Origin of the sequence: Polynucleobacter yangtzensis (genome assembly GCF_001595965.1) — a bacterium.
Classification (GTDB): domain Bacteria; phylum Pseudomonadota; class Gammaproteobacteria; order Burkholderiales; family Burkholderiaceae; genus Polynucleobacter; species Polynucleobacter yangtzensis.
This window is the reverse complement of sequence record NZ_LOJI01000001.1, coordinates 545722-566174: the sequence shown is the minus strand read 5'-3', so window position 1 is coordinate 566174 and position 20453 is coordinate 545722. Positions and strand designations below refer to the sequence as shown.

General features: G+C 45.3%; 29 protein-coding genes. 13 read left to right on the top strand and 16 right to left on the bottom strand.

The window, feature by feature from the left end:
- Position 1 precedes the first annotated feature (1 nt).
- On the top strand, positions 2–967 hold the full coding sequence (locus JaK3_RS02995; protein WP_068320520.1) for a GDP-mannose 4,6-dehydratase: 966 nt from the start codon (positions 2–4) through the stop codon (positions 965–967).
- Positions 968–973: 6 nt separating this feature from the next.
- Here JaK3_RS02995 and JaK3_RS02990 read toward each other — a convergent pair whose 3' ends face one another.
- The 4 genes from JaK3_RS02990 to glyA all read right to left on the bottom strand — a co-directional run bounded on the left by JaK3_RS02990 (position 974) and on the right by glyA (position 3390).
- Complete coding sequence (locus tag JaK3_RS02990; RefSeq protein WP_068320518.1) at positions 974–1276, bottom strand: addiction module antidote protein; 303 nt, start codon at positions 1274–1276, stop codon at positions 974–976.
- Positions 1277–1573 (bottom strand): type II toxin-antitoxin system RelE/ParE family toxin, encoded by a 297-nt coding sequence (locus JaK3_RS02985; protein WP_205627477.1) that lies wholly within the window; start codon positions 1571–1573, stop codon positions 1277–1279.
- Between the two features lie 98 nt (positions 1574–1671).
- Positions 1672–2118, bottom strand: a complete 447-nt coding sequence (gene nrdR / locus JaK3_RS02980; protein WP_068320514.1) for a transcriptional regulator NrdR — start codon at positions 2116–2118, stop codon at positions 1672–1674.
- A 27-nt stretch (positions 2119–2145) separates the two neighbouring features.
- Positions 2146–3390, bottom strand: coding sequence for a serine hydroxymethyltransferase (glyA, locus tag JaK3_RS02975; RefSeq protein ID WP_068320512.1), 1245 nt, complete (start codon positions 3388–3390; stop codon positions 2146–2148).
- 76 nt (positions 3391–3466) lie between these two features.
- Between glyA and tolQ the strand changes: the two genes are divergently transcribed.
- From tolQ to queC, 7 genes are all read left to right on the top strand, one after another.
- Positions 3467–4123 carry a protein TolQ gene (gene tolQ, locus JaK3_RS02970; RefSeq protein ID WP_068320510.1) on the top strand — a complete coding sequence of 219 codons (657 nt, stop codon included), beginning with the start codon at positions 3467–3469 and terminating at the stop codon, positions 4121–4123.
- Positions 4124–4159: 36 nt separating this feature from the next.
- On the top strand, positions 4160–4579 hold the full coding sequence (gene tolR, locus JaK3_RS02965) for a protein TolR (protein WP_068320508.1): 420 nt from the start codon (positions 4160–4162) through the stop codon (positions 4577–4579).
- A 155-nt stretch (positions 4580–4734) separates the two neighbouring features.
- Positions 4735–5424: a cell envelope integrity protein TolA gene (tolA, locus tag JaK3_RS02960; RefSeq protein WP_240480860.1), complete on the top strand. Its 690-nt coding sequence runs from the start codon at positions 4735–4737 to the stop codon at positions 5422–5424.
- Between the two features lie 3 nt (positions 5425–5427).
- The gene (gene tolB / locus JaK3_RS02955) at positions 5428–6738 is read left to right on the top strand and encodes a Tol-Pal system beta propeller repeat protein TolB (protein WP_068320504.1); all 1311 of its coding nucleotides are present in this window, start codon (positions 5428–5430) and stop codon (positions 6736–6738) included.
- A 128-nt stretch (positions 6739–6866) separates the two neighbouring features.
- Entirely contained in the window at positions 6867–7370 is a 504-nt protein-coding gene (pal, locus tag JaK3_RS02950) for a peptidoglycan-associated lipoprotein Pal (RefSeq protein ID WP_068320501.1), read from the top strand.
- 2 nt (positions 7371–7372) lie between these two features.
- Positions 7373–8101 carry a tol-pal system protein YbgF gene (ybgF, locus tag JaK3_RS02945; RefSeq protein ID WP_240480859.1) on the top strand — a complete coding sequence of 243 codons (729 nt, stop codon included), beginning with the start codon at positions 7373–7375 and terminating at the stop codon, positions 8099–8101.
- A gap of 14 nt (positions 8102–8115) precedes the next feature.
- Positions 8116–8877, top strand: a complete 762-nt coding sequence (gene queC / locus JaK3_RS02940) for a 7-cyano-7-deazaguanine synthase QueC (RefSeq protein WP_068320498.1) — start codon at positions 8116–8118, stop codon at positions 8875–8877.
- Here queC and JaK3_RS02935 read toward each other — a convergent pair.
- Positions 8863–9246, bottom strand: coding sequence for a helix-turn-helix domain-containing protein (locus JaK3_RS02935; protein WP_068320496.1), 384 nt, complete (start codon positions 9244–9246; stop codon positions 8863–8865). The genes queC and JaK3_RS02935 overlap by 15 nt on opposite strands.
- On the bottom strand, positions 9246–9551 hold the full coding sequence (locus tag JaK3_RS02930; RefSeq protein WP_068320494.1) for a type II toxin-antitoxin system HigB family toxin: 306 nt from the start codon (positions 9549–9551) through the stop codon (positions 9246–9248). The genes JaK3_RS02935 and JaK3_RS02930 overlap by 1 nt, the downstream gene beginning before the upstream one ends.
- 93 nt (positions 9552–9644) lie before the next feature.
- Between JaK3_RS02930 and JaK3_RS02925 the strand changes: the two genes are divergently transcribed.
- The gene (locus JaK3_RS02925; RefSeq protein WP_068320493.1) at positions 9645–9890 is read left to right on the top strand and encodes a type II toxin-antitoxin system prevent-host-death family antitoxin; all 246 of its coding nucleotides are present in this window, start codon (positions 9645–9647) and stop codon (positions 9888–9890) included.
- Here the strand turns inward: JaK3_RS02925 and JaK3_RS02920 are convergent.
- From JaK3_RS02920 to JaK3_RS10565, 6 genes are read right to left on the bottom strand one after another with little or no spacing between them, the layout of a single operon-like run.
- On the bottom strand, positions 9887–10498 hold the full coding sequence (locus JaK3_RS02920) for a riboflavin synthase (RefSeq protein WP_068320492.1): 612 nt from the start codon (positions 10496–10498) through the stop codon (positions 9887–9889). The two genes, JaK3_RS02925 and JaK3_RS02920, sit on opposite strands and share 4 nt — an antisense overlap.
- Positions 10499–10507: 9 nt before the next feature.
- Positions 10508–11623 carry a bifunctional diaminohydroxyphosphoribosylaminopyrimidine deaminase/5-amino-6-(5-phosphoribosylamino)uracil reductase RibD gene (ribD, locus tag JaK3_RS02915; protein WP_068320490.1) on the bottom strand — a complete coding sequence of 372 codons (1116 nt, stop codon included), beginning with the start codon at positions 11621–11623 and terminating at the stop codon, positions 10508–10510.
- A gap of 17 nt (positions 11624–11640) precedes the next feature.
- Entirely contained in the window at positions 11641–12150 is a 510-nt protein-coding gene (locus JaK3_RS02910) for a pilus assembly FimT family protein (RefSeq protein ID WP_068320488.1), read from the bottom strand.
- 40 nt (positions 12151–12190) lie between these two features.
- Positions 12191–12520 (bottom strand): hypothetical protein, encoded by a 330-nt coding sequence (locus JaK3_RS02905; RefSeq protein WP_068320485.1) that lies wholly within the window; start codon positions 12518–12520, stop codon positions 12191–12193.
- Positions 12517–13080: a hypothetical protein gene (locus JaK3_RS02900; RefSeq protein WP_205627476.1), complete on the bottom strand. Its 564-nt coding sequence runs from the start codon at positions 13078–13080 to the stop codon at positions 12517–12519. Before JaK3_RS02900 ends, JaK3_RS02905 begins: the two co-directional genes overlap by 4 nt.
- Complete coding sequence (locus tag JaK3_RS10565) at positions 13070–13375, bottom strand: hypothetical protein (protein ID WP_150114183.1); 306 nt, start codon at positions 13373–13375, stop codon at positions 13070–13072. Before JaK3_RS10565 ends, JaK3_RS02900 begins: the two co-directional genes overlap by 11 nt.
- Before the next feature lie 122 nt (positions 13376–13497).
- On the opposite strand from JaK3_RS10565, the gene ribBA reads away from it, so the two are divergent.
- From ribBA to JaK3_RS02880, 4 genes are all read left to right on the top strand, one after another.
- The gene (gene ribBA, locus JaK3_RS02895; RefSeq protein ID WP_068320479.1) at positions 13498–14628 is read left to right on the top strand and encodes a bifunctional 3,4-dihydroxy-2-butanone-4-phosphate synthase/GTP cyclohydrolase II; all 1131 of its coding nucleotides are present in this window, start codon (positions 13498–13500) and stop codon (positions 14626–14628) included.
- A 13-nt stretch (positions 14629–14641) separates the two neighbouring features.
- Positions 14642–15154, top strand: coding sequence for a 6,7-dimethyl-8-ribityllumazine synthase (gene ribH, locus JaK3_RS02890; protein WP_068320477.1), 513 nt, complete (start codon positions 14642–14644; stop codon positions 15152–15154).
- 8 nt (positions 15155–15162) lie between these two features.
- A complete protein-coding gene (gene nusB / locus JaK3_RS02885; protein ID WP_068320475.1) occupies positions 15163–15672 on the top strand; it encodes a transcription antitermination factor NusB in 510 nt (169 codons plus the stop codon).
- Between the two features lie 116 nt (positions 15673–15788).
- A complete protein-coding gene (locus JaK3_RS02880; protein WP_068320473.1) occupies positions 15789–17261 on the top strand; it encodes an NAD-dependent succinate-semialdehyde dehydrogenase in 1473 nt (490 codons plus the stop codon).
- Between the two features lie 47 nt (positions 17262–17308).
- Here JaK3_RS02880 and trmB read toward each other — a convergent pair whose 3' ends face one another.
- The 4 genes from trmB to JaK3_RS02860 are packed head-to-tail and all read right to left on the bottom strand — an operon-like array spanning position 17309 to position 20438.
- Positions 17309–18115, bottom strand: coding sequence for a tRNA (guanosine(46)-N7)-methyltransferase TrmB (gene trmB / locus JaK3_RS02875; protein ID WP_068320471.1), 807 nt, complete (start codon positions 18113–18115; stop codon positions 17309–17311).
- Between the two features lie 4 nt (positions 18116–18119).
- The gene (locus tag JaK3_RS02870) at positions 18120–19055 is read right to left on the bottom strand and encodes a UDP-glucuronic acid decarboxylase family protein (protein ID WP_068320470.1); all 936 of its coding nucleotides are present in this window, start codon (positions 19053–19055) and stop codon (positions 18120–18122) included.
- Between the two features lie 48 nt (positions 19056–19103).
- The gene (locus tag JaK3_RS02865; protein ID WP_068320468.1) at positions 19104–19556 is read right to left on the bottom strand and encodes a DUF2721 domain-containing protein; all 453 of its coding nucleotides are present in this window, start codon (positions 19554–19556) and stop codon (positions 19104–19106) included.
- 36 nt (positions 19557–19592) lie between these two features.
- Positions 19593–20438 carry an undecaprenyl-diphosphate phosphatase gene (locus tag JaK3_RS02860; protein WP_068320466.1) on the bottom strand — a complete coding sequence of 282 codons (846 nt, stop codon included), beginning with the start codon at positions 20436–20438 and terminating at the stop codon, positions 19593–19595.
- Positions 20439–20453: the final 15 nt, after the last annotated feature.

Sequence of the window (20453 nt, the reverse complement as noted above, 5' to 3'; positions counted from 1 at the left end):
ATTGGCTGTCAAAAAAGCTTTAATCATTGGCATCACCGGGCAAGACGGTGCTTACTTAGCTAAGCATCTCTTATCCAAAGGATATGAAGTAACAGGTTCATCACGTGATGTGATGGCCTCTTCCTTTAATAATCTGAATGCTTTAGGCATTCGCTCGCAAGTCAAACTCCTCTCTGTTTCGATCAACGACTTCAGAAGTGTTTTTAATGCGATTCAGACCGCTGATCCTGATGAAATCTACAACCTAGCTGGGCAAACCTCAGTAGGACTCTCCTTTGATCAGCCTGTTGAAGCCATCGAGAGTATTGCGATTGGCACACTCAATATTTTGGAAGTCATTCGCCTCTTAAGTAAGCCAGTGCGTTTTTACAATGCCGGCTCTAGCGAATGTTTTGGTGATACTGGCGATACGCCCGCAAACGAACAAACGCCCTTTGCACCACGCAGCCCTTATGCTGTAGCCAAATCGACTGCAAAGTGGTTAATCAATAGCTATCGTGAGTCCTACGGCCTCTATGCCTGCACCGGAATCTTGTTCAATCATGAATCCCCACTACGCCCAGAGCGTTTTGTTACTCAAAAGATCATTGCTGGTGCAGCCAAAATCAAAGCAGGTCAATTAGATAAATTACAACTTGGTAACTTAGATATTTCTCGTGACTGGGGTTGGGCCCCAGAATACGTAGAAGCCATGTGGCTCATGATGCAATTAGATAAGCCGGATGATTTTGTCATTGCTACCGGCAGAAAAGAATCTCTGAAATATTTTGTCGCTAAATCATTTGAATACTTCGATTTAGATTGGCAGAAGCACGTAGAAATTGAGAAGAGCTTCTTTCGACCAAATGAAATTGTTGCCAGCGTAGGCAACCCAGAAAAAGCTATCAAGACTTTGGGTTGGAAAAAGCCTACTGATATTGATGGCGTCATCAAGATGATGTGCGCCGAGAAAGCAAAGACGGTCTAATTCTGATTAGGCTTGAACACTCAGTTTCATACCTAGTGCCTGCACCACACGCGTCACAGTTTCAAATCGTGGTCTAGCCTCTACTTTTAAAGCTCTATACAGAGACTCTCGCGTAACACCACTCTTCTTAGCAATCTCTGTCATCCCTTTTGCTCTGGCAATATCGCCAATAGCGGCAACAAACAAAGCGGGATCACCATCCTCTAAAACAGCAGAAAGATAAGCAGCAATATCTTTTTCGGTCTTCAGATAGTCAACAACATCGAATTTTTTTAAATCTTTTATTTTGGTCTTTTTAGCACTATTCATTTAATCCTCCAGGGCTAGAAGCAACTTCTTAACCTTTTTAATATCAGAAGTTTGTGTAGATTTGCATCCACCACCCAACATCAGAATGATGGTCCTTCGATAAGTAACGTAATACATTCTGTAGCCGGCACCGAAATGCTCTCTCATTTCCCACACACTTCCACCGACTGAAGCTATATCTCCAAGACTCCCTAGCGAAGCCTTACGTAGTCTTGCTAGAAGACGGCCTCGTGTTAAAGAGTCGCGAATACCGGAAAACCAATTCTCAAATTCTTCTGTTTTTTTGATTTCATACATCATGCAATTGTAATCAATTGGTTACAGTATATATCAAGCAACCACTTGAATGAAATAGTCTTTTAAAAAATAATCGCGGAAAGTATTGAGGGGTGTAACTACTTCAACTCTTTGAGAGCGCTCTCAAATGATTCAATGTCAGCAAAGCTTCGATATACGGAGGCAAAACGAATGTAAGCCACCTTATCAAGGCGCTTGAGCTCACGCATCACCAGCTCGCCCACTCGCTCACTAGGGATCTCTTTTTCGCCAAGGCTGAGGAGTTTTTCTTCTATTCGGGCAATCGATTCATCAACAGAGTCAGAAGACACTGGGCGCTTACGCAAAGCCAGCTTCAGTGAACTTGCCAACTTGTCATGGCTATATTCCACACGACTGCCATTTTTCTTCACTATCGCTGGTAGCGCGAGTTCAACGCGCTCATAGGTCGTAAATCGCTTGTCACATTTAGCACAACGGCGACGACGGCGAATGGTATCGCCCTCGTCAGATACCCGAGTGTCTAACACCTGGGTATCGTCGTTATGGCAGAAAGGACAGCGCAATGAACTCTTCTTTGTTTGGTTGACTGCTTAACCGTAGACTGGGAAACGCTTAGTTAACTCAGAAACCTGAGCGCGCACTTTAGCAATGTTCTCTGGATCATTTGGGTTATCCAAAACATCGGCAATAAAGTTTCCTACTTGTCTTGCTTCTGCTTCTTTAAAGCCACGTGTAGTCATCGCAGGTGAACCCAAACGAATACCGCTGGTCACCATTGGTTTTTCAGGGTCGTTTGGAATACCGTTTTTGTTGCAGGTAATGTGCGCCTCACCTAACACGCGCTCCGCTTCTTTACCAGTCATTTTCTTAGCGCGTAGATCAACCAACATCACATGAGAATCAGTGCCGCCAGAAACAATCCGTAAACCACGAGCAATCAATGTTTCAGCCAAAGCTTTGGCATTTGCAATCACTTGCTTTTGATAGTCTTTAAATCCTGGCTCAGCCGCCTCTTTGAATGCCACCGCTTTACCAGCAATCACATGCATCAAAGGACCACCCTGTAAGCCTGGGAATACCGCGGAGTTAATAGCCTTCTCGTGCTCAGACTTCATCAAGATAATGCCACCACGCGGGCCACGCAAACTCTTGTGAGTGGTTGAGGTAACGATGTCTGCATGCGGCACTGGATTTGGATAAACGCCAGCAGCAATCAAACCAGCATAGTGAGCCATATCAACCATAAAAATCGCGCCCACTTCTTTGGCTAATTTACCGATGCGCTCAAAATCAATTTTCTTTGAGTAAGCAGAGGCGCCAGCAATAATCAATTTTGGTTTGTGCTCACGAGCTAGACGCTCCATTTGCTCGTAATCAATTTCTTCATTTTTATCGAGACCATAAGCGATTGGGTTAAACCATTTACCACTCATGTTCAGCGCCATACCGTGGGTCAAGTGACCGCCTTCAGCCAGACTCATACCCATAAAAGTATCGCCAGGTTTTAGGAATGCTAAAAATACTGCTTGGTTAGCAGACGCACCGCAATGGGGTTGAACGTTTGCTGCTTCAGCACCAAATAAAGTTTTGACGCGATCAATCGCCAATTGCTCGGCAACGTCCACGAATTCACAACCACCGTAATAACGCTTACCCGGATAACCTTCAGCGTATTTATTCGTCAACTGGGAGCCTTGGGCTGCCATGACCGCTGGTGAGGTGTAGTTCTCAGATGCAATCAGCTCAATATGGTCTTCTTGACGCTTATTTTCATTCTGAATAGCTTCCCATAATTGGGGATCGGTTTTGGCTAAAGTGTTTTGACGGTCAAACATGGTGATAATCCTAATGAAGTTGGCTTACTAAGTTCATTAACTTAGTAAAATCAACCTACATCATACAAAATCCACCATGACCTCTACACAAGACCTCTCATTCCTCTCCCTAGTCCTCAATGCCAGCCTATTAGTACAGTTGGTAATGTTGTTATTACTCAGTATGTCCATAGCCTCTTGGACCATCATTTTTAAGAAAACGGCGGTTTTAAGGGGGGTTAGGCTAGATACTGAGCGCTTTGAGCGGGATTTCTGGTCGGGTGGCGACCTGAACACCCTTTTAGAGGCCGCCCAGCGCAATACCCGCAGTGATGCCGTCCTAGAGCACATATTTGAAGCTGGAATGCAGGAGTTCACCAAGGGCCGTGAGATTGACGCTGCCCGCCGTGCTATGAAAGCCACCTACCAACGCGAAATGGACCTTCTGGAGGCCAATTTGCCCTTCTTGGCGTCCGTCGGCTCAGTCTCCCCCTATATCGGCCTCTTTGGCACCGTTTGGGGCATCATGCACGCCTTCCGCGGTTTGGCTAATGTCCAAAATGCCACATTGGCAGCAGTTGCCCCTGGTATTGCGGAAGCACTCGTCGCAACTGCGATTGGTTTGTTTGCTGCAATTCCAGCCGTGGTTGCCTATAACCGCGCAGCAACAGATGTAGACCGCCTCTCTATTCGCTTTGAAACTTTTATTGAAGAGTTCACCAACATCTTGCAGCGTCAAACTGCTGCACGCTGATTGAACTGATAAGCAAACCAATTAGCGAAAAAAATTATGGCCGGATCTTCATTACGTAAAAACAAACGTCGAGCGATGTCCGACATTAACGTCGTTCCGTATATCGATGTGATGTTGGTATTGCTCGTGATCTTTATGGTTACTGCACCGATGGTTAATCCAGGCGTTGTCAATCTGCCAACCGTTGGTGGTGCGAAAGTACAATCTTTACCACCCGTCTTTTTAACCATTGATGCCAATGAAAATGTCATCGTGAAAAAGGATGGCGACCCAACACAAACTCTTAATAAATTTGAACTCGGTGCTTTTGCGAGATCACAAGCAGAAAAATCTGCAGACCAGCCAATTGTGATTGCTGCTGATAAATCCATTAAATATGAAACAGTGATGGAAGTCATGTCCAAGCTCAAAGAGAATGGCGTGAAGCGCGTCGGCCTTGCGGTCAAGACCCAATAAGGCTTAGAGGCTTGCTTTAATCGCCCATGAATAGCGCTCCTACTTTTCAACCCTCCTTCTCGACTTTCAAGCGAGGACGTTTTACAAAAGAAGAAAGTACTAAGCGCGCATTTACTTTTTCTTTAATAGCGCACCTAGGTTTACTTGCTTTTTTAATGATAGGAATCAGCTGGAATAACAGCACATCTTCAGGCGTTGAAGTAGAACTCTGGGACTCCGCACCACAAGTTCAAATGCCACCCGAGCCTGAACTCAAAACAGAAGTAAAAGAAGAGGCTGCAGATATTGCCATCAAGAAAAAGAAGGTGGAAAAAGAACCTCCTAAAAAAGAAGTAAAAGAATCACCAAAAACAGTGAAGCCTCCTCCACCAAAAGAGAAGGCTAAAGAAAAAGAACCAGAAAAACCGAAGAAGGCTGAAGTCCCTAAAGCACAATCTCCTGCAGAAACCAAAGCGAATGCAGCCGCTGAAAAAGCACGCGCCGATCAATTGGCTCGTTTACGAGCTGCAGCGGGTGCAGAGGGTGGGAGTGGCGGTACTGTTGGTAGCGGCGTAGGTGGCGGTGGTAATGCCCCTCCAGGTTGGACCGATAAAGTCATCAAAAAAGTGAAGCCTTTAATTATCTTTAACCCAGAGTCCATTAGCGGCAATCCTGCTGCAGTTATTCTGGTAAGCCTTGCACCAGATGGGGCTATCTTGAGCACTAGCATTCAAAGCTCGAGCGGCAACGCCGGCTGGGATCGCGCAGTGCTTCTCGCCCTTTCTCGCGCGGAAAGTCTGCCAAAAGACGACAATGGCAAAATTCCGCAACGCGAAGTAAAACTGACCTTTAAACCCAAGGACTAAAGCATGCTGCATTTGGTAACGAGATTGAAATCCAAAATGATTTCTTATGGCGCAGTCATTGTGGCGTTGCTAATCAGCATGGCAACTCCAGCATTCGCCCAGATGAATATTGAAATCACTGGCGTAGGTCAATCGCTTTATCCGATCGCGGTGATGCGATTTAAAGACGAGAATAAATTACCCATCAGCATTACTGACATCATTCGCCAAGACTTGGCACGCAGCGGTTACTTTAAGAATACTGAAAATGGCAATGCTGTTGAAAGTGATGAAGGTACTCCGAATTTCAAATCGTGGGCAGCACGTGGCGCTGATGCATTAGCTGTAGGTTCAGTTGTACAAACAGGCAATGGTCAATTTGAGATTCACTACAAATTATTTGATATTCGTAAAAGCCTTAGTTTAGGCGGTCTCAATCTCAATTCCAGCACAGATAATTTGCGTGCGGTTGCTCACAAAATTGCCGATGACATCGTCTTTAAATTACTGGGTGAGCGTGGTGTGTTTTCTACCCGCCTGTCGTATGTCATTAAGGATGGCAAGCGCTATCGCCTTGTAATTTCAGACGCTGATGGCCAGAACATTCGCAATGCCATGAATAGTGGCGAACCAATCATCTCACCTTCCTGGTCACCGGATGGCAAGAAAGTAGCTTACGTTTCTTTTGAAGATCGCAAGCCAGTAATCTATGTTCACGAACTTGCTACTGGTCGTCGCATTTCTCTTTCCAATCAAAAGGGAAATAACAGCGCACCAGCTTGGTCTCCCGATGGCAAGAAATTGGCCATCTCTTTATCCAAAGACGGCAATACTCAGATCTATGGCATCAATGCTGATGGAACTGGATTGCACCGCCTTACTCGCGGAAACACGATTGATACCGAGCCACAATATTCCGCTGATGGTCGTTACATTTACTTCACGAGTGACCGTGGTGGTAATCCGCAGATTTATCGCATGAGTGCTGAAGGCGAACAAGTTGAGGGCGCTAAACGCATTACCTTCAAACAAGGCTTCGTCACTTCACCGCGCATTTCTCCAGATGGTAAATATTTAGCCTACATTGCCAATGTAGGTGGCGCATATCGTCTCTACATTCTGAACTTAGCTACTGGCGATTCTCAAGCGTTGACTGATGGCTCTAGTGATGAATCCCCCTCCTTTGCCGCAAATGGTCGATATGTTCTCTACTCCACTAAAGTCGGTGGCAAGCGTGTTTTAGCTGCTGTTTCGGTGGATGGCAATTCAAAGCAGGTGCTCAGCATTCCAGGATCCGATGTTCGTCAGCCGTCCTGGGGTCCATTCATGGACTAAGACCGGATCCAACGCTGCACAAGCCTGCCCTTTTTAAGGGCTGAAATAGTCACTTTTGATGCTCTTGGGGGCATAATATTGAGTATTAGCTCATTTATAGATTCAGCTTGTAGGAAAAAGGAAGAACCATGAAGATTTCTATCGCACGTCGCGCAGCGACTTTTGCCCTTATCGGCGCCACCGCATTTTTAATGGCCGCATGTTCTAGCGTTAAATTGGATGATACCGATGGCGCGAATGGAAGCGGTGGCAGTGGAAAATTTGGCTCACAGCCATGGAACGATCCTAATAGCCCACTCTTTGACAAGAGCGTTTACTTTGGCTTTGACGAGTACACCGTTCAGACTAAATATCAAAAGATGTTGTCTGCCCACGCAAGCTATTTGAAAGCTAACCCAAAACAAAAAGTCATCATTCAAGGCAATACTGATGATCGTGGCACCGCGGAATACAACTTGGCACTAGGTCAACGTCGTTCTGATGCTGTACGCAAGTCACTCAACTTAATGGGTGTGTCCGATGATCAAATGGAAGCAGTAAGCTTTGGCAAAGAAAAGCCAAAGGCTGAAGGCGATAATGAAGCAGCATGGGCACAAAACCGCCGCGCTGATATTGTTTACATCACTAACTAATGATGACGCTTTCTCACTCAGTAAAACAAACGCTCTCACGAGCGTTTTGTTTAAGTGCTGCCCTGTTTTGTTTAAGCGCATCCAATAGCGCTTGGGCCCTCTTCTCGGATGATGAAGCCCGTAAGGCCATTCTAGATTTGCGTAAGTCTCTAGCCACTACCCAGCTTGAGTTGCAAGGGCAAATAGACAAACTCAAAACAGAGAACGCAGAGCTACGCGGCAAGGTAGAAGAGCTTGAGAAACAAGGTGAAGACATTAACACCAGCCAGAAAACTTACTACCAAGATCTCGATACTCGCTTAGGCAATTTTGAGCCACGCACTGTCACCATTGAAGGCGTGAGTGGCACAGTCCAACCTGGTGAGAAAAAAGCGTATGACGATGCACTTAAAGCGTTTCAAGCAGGCAATCTAAAAAAGGCTGATGATAGCTTTGCTGCATTTACCGCAAAGTATCCAAAAAGCCCTTACTTACCACTTGCCCTCTACTGGAGTGGCAATAGTAAATATGCAAATAAAGAATATGCTGGCGCCATTAACCAACTACAAAGTCTGATTAAGAAATACCCTAACCATCCTCGCATCCCTGCGGCAATGGTGACCTTGGGTAACGCTCAATTAGAAAGTGGCAACAAAGCTGCTGCTAAAAAAACATTTAGTGACATCATTGCTAAATATCCAGATACTGATGCTGCTAAAGATGCACAGCAGGCCATCGCTGGAACAAAGTAAGCACTTCATTCTTTATGTCTAAGCTGTCCGCTGCATTTGCATCACTGGCACCTCGCAAACCTGGCGCCCCCGCAGTCATCTTGTTTTCTGGTGGCTTAGACTCCACGACTGTTCTCGCTCTGGCTAAAGATTTAGGCTATACACCTTACGCCCTCTCCGTGGGCTATGGGCAGCGTCACTCCTCAGAACTAGCGGCTGCAAAGCATATTGCCAAACAAATTGGTGTGGTACGTCATGAGGTTGTGAATTTGGATCTCACCCGTTTTGGTGGCTCAGCCTTAACGGACTCTTCAATTGCAGTTCCCACCACTCTAGGTAAGGACCAAGAAATTCCGGTTACTTATGTGCCTGCACGCAATACGATCTTGCTATCGCTTGCTTTAGGCTGGGCAGAGTCATTAGGCGGTCTAGATGTGTTCTATGGCGCCAATGCAGTCGATTACTCAGGCTATCCAGATTGCCGACCTGAGTACGTCAAGTCTTTTGAACATATGGCTAACCTCGCAACTAAGGCTGGTGTTGAAGCCATTAATGATGAGAACCGCTTTCGGGTACACGCACCAATCATTAGTCTTACTAAAGCGCAAATCATTCAGTTGGGCAATACCATGGGTGTTGACTACTCACAAACAGTATCTTGCTATCAAGCAAATGACTTAGGCAAAGCTTGTGGTGAATGTGAATCTTGCCGTCTAAGGCAAGCAGGCTTTGCGCAGGCCAATGTGAGTGACCCCACCCGCTATCAAAAAAGTATTAAGGGATTAGGCTGCGCGTAGCTCATCATCTTGCTGAATCAAACTATCAGCAGGGATTCCCAACATAGAGTGCAATCTCCAAATCATCTTCAGCGTAAGAGGGCGTTTACGATTCAATATCTCATATACGCGATTTAAGCCACCAATCATCGGCTGCAAATCCTTTGGACTCAAGCCAGACTGCTCCATTCTGAATTTGATTGCTTCAATGGGGTCTGGCAGAGAAATCGCATACCGCTTGCTCTCGTAAGCCTCTATGAGCATTAAGAGGATCTCAAATCTATCCCCATCCTTGGTCCCAGGTTTGGGCTCATGATCAAAATAGTAAGACGCTTGAGCTAGAGCATCTTTATATTCAAGCTTATTTCGAATAGGTTTTAATTCTTTCATTACTCCTCCAACTGAACTGTGCAAGCATCAATTCGATCGTATGCAGCATGGCTACCAATAAATTTCACATATACCGCCCCAAAACTATAGGCAACTGCTACTACCAAACGGTAGGTATTTCCTTTGATATTAAAAACAACTCTATTGCCTGCAATAAAACTCGCATTTCGATACTGATTCTTGATATCTTGCGGCTTTTTCCAACTTGCATGCACTACTTCGTCATGCCAAGCCTTTAGTTGTTGTTCAGCATCAGGATGTATGCGCCAAAAATTTATTAGTTGTTTTTTGGCTATTATCCTCACTGAATAATTATAGTCCCAAATTGGGACTATAGCAAGTAGAGTTATATATCCTCACATCAATTAAGGCTTTGACGATTTAAAATATCAATCAACATGAATATTTCAGACATACTTCGCATCAAAACTACAGTCTGCATTACTGAACTAAGGCGCAATCCTGGAGAGATCATCAAGATAGTAGAAAACTTACCCGCAGTTATCCTAAGTTGCAATAAACCTAAGGCCTATCTTTTGCCAGCTAAATCATATAAAGCATTGCTTGATTTGATTGATGACGTCTCATTGATAAAGATCATCAAGACTCGTAAGAGCGGTAAAACTATAAAAGTAAAAATTTAAAGTTTATTAAGCATTCTCGCAACATAACGCGCAATAAGATCTACTTCCAAATTTACGGTATCACCCTGCTTCAAGTTGCCCAGCGTAGTGTTTTCCAAGGTGTGAGGAATAATATTGATATCCACAATGCAAGCAGTGAGGCTATCTTCGGTATTATTCACTGTAAGTGACACACCATTTACAACGATAGAGCCCTTATATGCCAGAAACGGTGCAAGCTCTTTAGGCGCCTCAATACGGAGTAGCCAAGAGCCATAAGCATCATTAGCCACTTGAGAAAAGTGAGCCACCTTGCCAACACCATCCACGTGCCCACTCACTAAATGACCACCTAGACGATCATTCAAGCGCAGCGCTTTCTCCAAATTGACTTGACCCACTTTATCTAGGCCCACCGTTTTATTCAGAGACTCACGAGAAATATCCAAGGCAAAAGAATTGCTTGTTAACTCGGTAGCTGTCATGCAGGCACCCTGAATAGCAATGCTATCGCCCAAGGCAACATCATCCAAATAGCCATCCGGCACCTCTACAACGAGATGGAGGCCATCGCCCTTAACTTGAGCGCTTTTGATTTGACCGACGGCAGTAATGATTCCTGTAAACATAAAGTGATTTTAGTTCTTAATTAAACGTAAGCGCAGGTCGGGACCAAAAAGGGCTTGATCAATAATCTGCCAATTCTGGCGATTGTTTAAAGAATTCATCAAACCTACATTAGCCATGCCGATACCCTCACCCATTAAAAATGGTGCGTAGTAGAGCAATAACTCATCAACACAATCTTCTCTGAGCATGGAACCATTGAGCTTAAAGCCGGATTCAATATGAATCTCATTCATCTCGCGTTCTTTGGCGAGATAAGAAAACAATGCTGGTAGATCGACTTTGCCAAATGCATTTGCCATATTAATCACCTCAATGCCGCACTCTTCAAAAGACTTAGATTTTGCTTGCATCTTGGGAGTATCAAGACTGGCACAAACAATGATGACGCTAGATTGATCTGGGTTTTGCAAAATCTTAGCAGCAGGCGGTGTTTCTAATTTGGAATCAATAATGATGCGTACTGGTTGTCTTTGAGTATCAACATCTCGCACATTCAAACTAGGATCATCTTCTTTCAAGGTACCTACGCCGGTCACGATGGCGCATGCTTGCGCACGCCAGTGATGACCGTCGGCCCTAGCAAGCGGACCAGTGATCCATTGGCTTTGACCGTCGGGCAATGCGGTCTTACCATCTAAACTAGCAGCAATCTTCATGCGTACCCATGGCAAGCCACGAGTCATTCTAGAAATAAAACCGCGATTGAGTGCTTGCGCTTCTGACTCCAACAAACCACATTGAACTTCAATGCCAGCTGCTCTTAATTTTTCCAAACCCTTACCCGCCACCAGAGGGTTGGGATCAGACATAGCCACAATCACTTTGGCTGGTTTAGCGGCAATGAGGGCATCAACACAGGGAGGCGTTCTGCCACTGTGACTGCAAGGCTCCAAGGTGACATAGATTGTTGAGCCAGCGACATCGTTACCTACAGTCTTTGCATTAGCCAAAGCCTGAACTTCTGCATGCGCCTTACCAACCGCTTGCGTAAAACCACTTCCTATCAATTTGCCATCTCGAACAATGACGCATCCCACCCGGGGATTAGGGTTTGAAAGATAAAGGGCTTTTTGAGCTTGGGCTAGAGCCTCACTCATCCATTGGTGGTCAACTGCGCTGTACATAGGGTCTATTAAACCATTCAATGGCAGCGCTTTGAATCTCTGGAAGGGTCGCAGATACGCCAGCGCCCTCCGCTACCTAGAATCATTTGCCTTTCTAGGTGAGGAACTCTTTGGTGACCCAATATCAAGCGATTAGCAACAAACCCGCCTTGCCCGGTCTTCGCTGCCCCCGCGGCATTAAATAGAATCCCTCTCTTGCCAGAATGTGGGTCGGTAAATTGGCTACCCCCACCCTTAAAGTACACAGGCTCGATTCTTCCCTGAGAAAACCAGCGCTTAGGCTGGCAACTGGATTCTGCCTGCTTGGTCGAGCACCCACTTTGCACAACCCAACCCTCCTCCCAAGGGCCGCCTTTAAGGGGTATTAGCTGGACAGACTGCCCTACGTGCAAAGCTTGTTGACGTGAGAAATGGGCATGGGAAATAAACCGTCTTGCAATGGCATCAATTTCACGAGCAGCAATCTGTTCTTGCAATAGCGGCATACTCATCGCAGCAGTAATAGCAATAATCAATATAACTGCCATTAACTCTAATAAGGTAGACCCACTTTGGCTACAGAATTTTTTATTCAAAAACTTGACGCCAATTGATGCGGGTAACAGCGCTTGTTTTTTCATCAATGAGAACGCCAACCTGTATACCTGGTTTTTCTTTGCTAGATATTAGCCAGCGATGATTTCCAATCGACTGAATGACGCACAGATTGCTATGTAATGATGAAAGTGTGGTGATATTTTTCTCACATTCTTGCACTGCTTTTTCTGCGGCGATAAATTGCTTCTGCGATACATCGATCGCAGCTACCTCAATCATGCGCAAAGCACCCAATCTCTCAATGTAAGTAATGAGAGAGGAGCAAAGTAACAACAAAGAAATAACCCAAGCCAAAATCACGGCAAGTTCCTGGTGGCAAAAGTTCTCTCCAAGGGAATCTGAAGCAAAGCTCCATCTGTCATTTGCAGCCGCAGCCTATACACCCCTTGACCCCCAATGCCACTAGCCTCAGGGCTCTGAACCTCCTCAATAAGCAGATGATTAATGCCATTCATCAGCGTGGTATTTTGCAATCTACCTTGGCGATCAAGTGACTGGCAAATGAGTGATCCGCCATTAACCTTGGCACCTTTAGCAATGCCTGCTTGTCGCTCCACCATAAAACCTTGATGCGCCAAATCTTTTCTGGTCCGATCCTTAGTTAGAGCATTCCCAATGCAATCAAAATCCACGCCATCGGATAAGGCATGCTGGACACTGAAAGAATCCGACCCTCGATATCCTACTTTTTTATTCACTTGAATAAACTGCTTTGAACCATCGACTTTTTTAGATGGGGTATAGGTTTTTATATTTTGATAGCCCGCCATCCGAATAGCTCTACCCATCAACTCCAATGCACGCTCTGCTTCGGAGATTAATAATTGGGTTTTTTCATACTCCGCCTGCTTAGCTGCCAAGTGAGCGCTTGCCTTTAGCAACGGGTTTAGCAGAAGAGCGCAAATGGTGATTCCGACTAGACACTCTAGTAGCGTCATTCTTTATGCTCTCAATTTCATATATATCGAAGTCCCTTCTCAATTGCGATCTTTTGCGTTCTTGTTGCTGTAGAACAAGGATTAATTTCTGGTAGGCGTGAGTGGCAGCCATCCAAGAGCCCATGATTAAGCTCATTGCCACCAAGACCTCGAGCAAGATAAAGCCATTTCCCCGCTTCAGCCTTTTAATAAAGCGGTCGCCGTCTTGAATGGTCATCGCTCATTTTCTAAGGGTCATAGGTCAGATAAAACAGTCTTATAGGGCTCTTGCCGTCAGAAAGTCAGGATATTGCTGTAAGACCTCACAGCAACCCTATCCTGAGCTTAAAATAGAGAGCTATGCCAAATACCCTAGCCTCCACCGAAGAAATCATTGCCGACCTGCGTGCCGGCAAAATGGTGATCCTTGTCGACGAAGAAGATCGTGAGAACGAGGGGGATTTAGTGCTGGCCGCAGATCATGTGACTGCAGAAGCCGTTAATTTCATGGCTAAGCATGGTCGAGGCCTGATTTGCCTTACTCTCACTCGTGAGCGTTGCCAACAGCTCAATCTGCCTTTGATGGTCAGAGATAACGGCACCTCGATGGGAACCAATTTCACCGTCTCGATTGAAGCTGCTACCGGCGTAACAACCGGCATTTCTGCAGCAGATCGTGCGCTTACGATTAAAACTGCGGTAGCACCAAACGCCAAGCCCAGCGATTTAGTTCAACCTGGTCATATTTTTCCCTTGATGGCACAACCTGGTGGTGTATTGATTCGCTCAGGACATACAGAAGCAGGCTGTGATTTGGCAGCCATGGCGGGTTGTTCACCTACTTCGGTGATTTGCGAAATCATGAAAGACGATGGCAGCATGGCTCGTCTTCCAGACCTGCTTGAATTTGCTAAAGAACATCAACTCAAGATTGGCAGTATTGCTGATCTCATTCAATATCGCAGTCAGCATGAAAGCATTGTGGTGCGCGAAGGCACTCGAGAATTTGAGACTCCATGGGGCAAATTTCAGGGCATCATTTATCGCGATACTCCTAGCTCATGCATTCACATTGCTTTAGTGCATGGCAAACCCTCTGAAGCTCAAGAAACCTTAGTGCGCGTGCATGAGCCTGTGACTGTATTGGATTTTTTAGACTCCAATGTCAGCACGCACTCCTGGCCTTTAGCTAAAGCCCTTCAAGAAATTGCAGCCTCATCTGCTGGTGTAGCAGTTTTATTAAATGCCTCAGGTGTTGCTGCCCCTAGTGACAGTGATTGGTTGGCTCAATTTCAAAAACTCAATCGACCGCATGATGCCGAGCAAAAACCTCTAGCACGTAAAACCGATTTTAGAAGCTACGGTATTGGGGCGCAAATTCTTAAAGACATTGGCGTTGGAAAAATGCGTTTATTAGCTAATCCAAGCCCTGTACCAAGTCTCTCCGGCTATAAGCTTGAAGTAACCGGTTACACACCATTTAAACTTTAATCTAGAAAACACTATGACTGACTCCACCAACGATTTTGTAGGCGTTTTAGAAGCCGATTTAAATGGTCAAGATCTGCGCATTGGCGTTGTACAGGCACGCTTTAATGAAGATCATTGCGTAGCGCTAACGAACGCTTGCATTAATGAACTGATTTCTTTAGGTGTTAATCAATCGGATATCAAACTTGTCACAGTGCCCGGTGCATTAGAGATTCCATTTGCTTTGCAGAAGCTCGCAGAAACTGGCGAGTTTGATGGTTTAGTTGCGCTTGGCGCAGTCATTCGTGGCGAGACTTATCACTTTGAATTAGTGTCCAACGAATCTGCAGCCGGAATAACGCGTATCTCCATTGATTCAGGATTGCCGATCGCTAATGGCGTATTAACCTGCGATACCGATGAACAAGCACATGCGCGTGTAGAAGTAAAAGGTGCCGAGTGTGCTCAAGCCGTTGTTGAAATGGCTAATTTAGCGCTAGCACTGACGCCCGATATTGATATCGAAATAAACGCGAGCGAAGAATAAGCAAAGACATGTCCAAATCCATTCCCAATCCAGAAAACTTAGTAGCTGCTAAGGATGCCAAAACGCCAGCCAAGCGCTCCTTAACTCCAAGACGTCGTGCTCGTGAATACGCTCTGCAGGGCGTATATCAAAGTCTTGTTATGCGCCGTGCTGGTAGCATTCCAAACGGAGCAGCCATCGCTAAACAGCTATCCGAGGATCCTGCGTTTCGTCGTTGCCAACTTGATCTCTTCCAAGGCATCTTTGATGGTGTTTTAGCTAAAACAGATGAGCTAGAAGCCATCATTACCCCCGCTTTGGATCGCCCTATTAATGAGCTCTCCCCAGTTGAGCATGCTGCATTACTCATTGGCGCCTATGAGCTAGCCGCTGACCTCTCCGTACCTTACAAAGTGGCTATTAACGAAGCGGTTGAGCTTGCCAAAACCTTTGGTGGCACCGATGGTCACAAATACGTCAATGGCGTACTAGACCTCCTGGCCCAAAAACTGCGGAGTGTGGAGATACAGGCGGGCTAACACTGCCAACTCAATAATCTACCAATCAGTACATCAGCCTCCAGGCCTCTACGCCCGGAGGCTTTTTTATTTACAAGGGGATAAAATGATTTGCATACATACCAAGGTCAGACATCATGCAAAAAATAGATATTCGCACTCAATTAAAAGACTCAAGCCTTTTTAAAGAAGAGGCCTTTATTAATGGCTATTGGGTTAGCTCTAAAAAAACCTTTGCGATCAACAACCCTGCTACCGATGAAATCATTGCCAATGTCGCAAATCTAGAAACTGCAGATGCTGAGAACGCGATTGCTGCTGCAGAAAAGGCTCTACCAGAATGGCGAAACAAGCTTGCTAAAGAACGTGCCTCCATTATGCGCAAGTGGTTTGATCTTATTATTGCGAACACTCAAGATTTAGCAACGCTCATGACGCTTGAACAAGGCAAGCCTCTAGCCGAAGCAGCGGGTGAAGTAGTTTACGGCGCTTCTTTTGTAGAGTGGTTTGCAGAAGAAGCAAAACGGGTTGAAGGGTCCATTTTGAGCACCACCTGGAGCGATAAGCGCTTGATGGTTCTCAAGCAACCTATCGGGGTTTGCGTGGCGATCACGCCTTGGAATTTTCCAATTGCCATGATCACCCGTAAGATTGCTCCAGCAATGGCCGCCGGCTGCACCATTGTGATTAAGCCTGCTGAACTGACGCCATTATCTGCATTAGCTTTGGCAGAGCTTGGTAAGCGCGCAGGGATTCCAGATGGCGTCATTAACATTGTCACTGCTGATGCCGATCAATCGATCGCTATTGGCAAAATACTATGTGCGTCACCTACAGTGCGACACCTTTCATTTACAGGTTCTACAGAAGTGGGTCGCATCCTAATGGAGCAATGCGCACCAACAGTCAAGAAACTAGCGCTAGAGCTTGGCGGACACGCGCCATTTATTGTGTTTGAAGATGCCGATATAGATGCCGCCGTCAGTGGCGCCATGGCTTCCAAATTTAGAAACTCGGGTCAAACTTGTGTATGTGCCAATCGCTTTTATGTGCATAAAAAAGTGCAAGATACTTTTGTGGAAAAGTTTGCTAAAGCATTAGAAATTATTAAGGTGGGCAATGGTATGCAGGCCGGCATTACCCAGGGCCCACTGATTGAAACTGCCGCGCTTGAAAAAGTGAAAAAGCATGTAGCCGATGCCTTGAGTAAAGGAGCCACGCTGGTGACTGGCGGCAAGCCATCCGTTGAAGGCAAAAATTTCTATGAGCCAACTATCCTATCCAATGTGAATAGCCAAATGCTTATTACCTATGAAGAAACCTTTGGCCCGATCGCACCCATCATTCCTTTTGAGAGCGATGAGGAAGTCATCAAGCTTGCCAATAGCAGTCAATTTGGTTTGGCCTCTTATTTCTATAGCCGAGATATTGGTCGCGTCTGGAAAGTAGCTGAAGCCCTGGAATACGGTATGGTGGGTGTAAACACGGGCCTGATCTCTAATGAAGTAGCGCCTTTTGGTGGCATTAAACAATCAGGCTTGGGCCGTGAGGGCAGTGTTTACGGCATGGACGAGTATTTAGAGATGAAATACGTCTGCGTGGGTTTATAAACACCCAGCATTAACAGCTAATTCAATATTCCTGGAATTGAGTTGGCTTATTTTTTCTTGTAGACCAAATCCCATACACCGTGGCCTAGCTTGATGCCACGGTTTTCAAACTTCGTCACAGGACGATAAGCTGGTCTTTGTACATATCCAGCATGCTGAGTATTTAATTGCTCTAAGGTAGGCTTGAATTCATTTGGAATTTCATCTGCTTTGGCAATATCGGAGGCATCAAAAGTCTCTACCTTGACTAATTCATTTGAAGTATTTTGTAAGGTAGCCTCTGCATTCAATACCAACAGCATCTGCTCAGCATAGTTATGCCAATCTGTTGCTAGATGCAAATAAGCGCCAGGCTTTAAACGAGAAACCAATAAACGCACAAACTCCGCTTGTATCAAACGACGCTTGTGATGACGCTTTTTATGCCAGGGGTCAGCAAAATAAATATGAATGCCATCCAAACTGTTGGGAGCGATCATTTTTTCAAGGACCTCAACCGCATCATGACGAATCACTCGTAAATTAGTGAGTTGATTTTCACCAATGAGCTTCAATAAAGCTCCCACCCCTGGTGGATGGACCTCTATTCCCAAGAAATCATCATCTGAGCGTAGCGCTGCGATTTTGGCAGTAGTCTCCCCCATACCAAAACCAATTTCTAAAATTTTAGGCTTGGTGGAGCCACCAAAAGCACCCACTAAATCGAGGGGGGTCTCTTTAAAAGAAAGTAAAAACTGCGGGCCCAACTCTTCAATAGCGCGCTGCTGTCCAGCAGTTGTTCTACCCGCTCTTAATACAAATGAACGAATGCGGTCAAAATGCTTTTCTGGGGCCGTGCTATCTACCTTGCTCAACGACTTACCCTACTACCTTCTTAAAGTAAGCAATCGTCTCTTTGAGACCATCTTCCAAGTTAACCTTTGGCTGCCAGCCTAGCTTGGCTTTTGCCAATTCGATATTCGGTTGGCGTTGTTTTGGATCATCTGATGGCAATGGTTGATGAATGATCTTCGATTTACTACCAGAGAGCTTGAGAACCGCTTCAGCTAATTGCAGCATAGTGAACTCACCGGGGTTGCCAATGTTGACTGGGCCAGTAAAGCCTTTTTCTGAGTTCATCATTTTGACCATGGCATCAATTAAGTCATCGACATAACAAAAGCTTCTGGTTTGCTGGCCATCGCCATAGATAGTGATGTCTTTTCCTTGTAATGCCTGAACAATAAAGTTGCTCACAACGCGACCATCATTGGGATGCATGCGAGGACCATAGGTATTAAAAATACGTACGACCTTAATATCTAAATTGTGTTGACGGTTGTAGTCAAAAAAGAGGGTTTCTGCACAACGCTTGCCTTCATCGTAGCAAGAGCGAATACCAATTGGATTAACCTTACCCCAATATTCTTCTGGCTGTGGATGCACTTCTGGGTCGCCATAAACTTCACTCGTAGAAGCTTGCAAGATCCGCGCCCGAGTCCTTTTGGCCAGGCCCAGCATATTGATAGCACCATGTACGCTGGTCTTGGTTGTTTGCACAGGATCGTACTGATAATGCACAGGAGAGGCTGGGCAGGCTAAGTTATAGATCTGATCCGTCTCTACATACAGCGGAAAGGTCACATCGTGACGCATCAGCTCTAAGCGCGGATTAGGTAATAGATGGGCTAAGTTCTCTTTGGTGCCTGTGAAGTAGTTATCCACCACCAACACATCATTACCTTCTTTGAGAAGCTTCTCGGTCAGGTGTGAACCTAAAAAACCTGCGCCACCAGTGATGAGGATTTTATTCATAGTCAATCTTTTGTAGAAAGTAATAGTTTAGTGAAATGACGCGATCAATTATTTAGGATTATTCCAACCAGCGGAACGATAAGCATAGACAACCTCAGTTAATACGATCGACAAGGAAGTCATAAAAAATACCAGACCTAGTACAAAGGTCCAGATCACATAAGTAGTCTGCAAAGATCGCACTGCACCAGCTTGAAAGAAAAATAACTCTAATACCGTTAATGAAATAAATACTCCACTAAGTACATCAAAAAAGATGGCAGCAGTACAAAGGCGTCCGCGAGCCTTTGCTTCTTCTGCTTCCTTATTCATATGTGCTAACAGCACAGGATCAGTTACCTCACCCCGATCAATCGCATGACGAATTGCACGCATACGATCAACAGACCGCGCTAGACGTCCAGAAATGGCGTTAATTAAGGTGGCAACTGCAGTCAATAAAAATACAGGGGCTAATGCCAGCTGAATATTATTGGTAATTGCGTCTATTGATGCGTCCATATTATTTGTTAACTTTGATAAAGGGTATTCGTAAGATTAATGTGACCAAGCAATTAGGCCGGTATATGAAGTAAATAAGACCAATAATCCAAAAGCGATTCGATACCACGCAAAGGGGATGAAATTATGATGCGCTACATAGTGAATCAACCAGCGAACACAGACAAAGGCTGAAATAAATGCAGATACAAAGCCTACTGCAATTGCTATCGAGAACTCACCAGAAAATGATACCGGCGCCTTCCAGAGCTTGAGTAACTCATAGGCTGTAGCGCCACCAATCACTGGAATAGCTAAAAAGAAAGAAAACTCGGTAGCTACAGAACGAGGAAGGCCAAATAACATGCCGCCAATAATCGTCGCGCCAGAACGCGACGTTCCCGGTATTAAAGCAGCACATTGCGCCAAGCCTACCTTCAGCGCATCAAAGGCAGTTAAGTCATCCACTGATTTGATATGACTTTCAGTAATAGTCATTTTTTGTTGACGACGTTCAGCCCAAAAAATAATGAGTGCACCCACGATAAATGCACTCGCTACAGGAATGGGGGCAAACAATACCGCCTTAATGTACTTACCAAACAAGAAGGCCAATCCCATAGCCGGAACAGAGGCAATTAATAAATTGAGCACAAAGCGACGAGACTCAGGGCTGCCAGAAAAAGAGGTGGCAACCTTCAGTAGCTTTTCTCGAAACTCCCAGCAAACTGCCAGAATGGCGCCAAACTGAATAATGACCTCAAAAGCTTTGCCTCGCTCATCATTAAAGTCCAGCAAGTCGCCAACCAAAATGAGGTGGCCCGTACTAGAGATCGGTAAAAACTCCGTTAAACCCTCTACCACTCCCAGAATGACTGCTTTTAATAACAAAATTAGATCCATGGGCCAAATTTTATA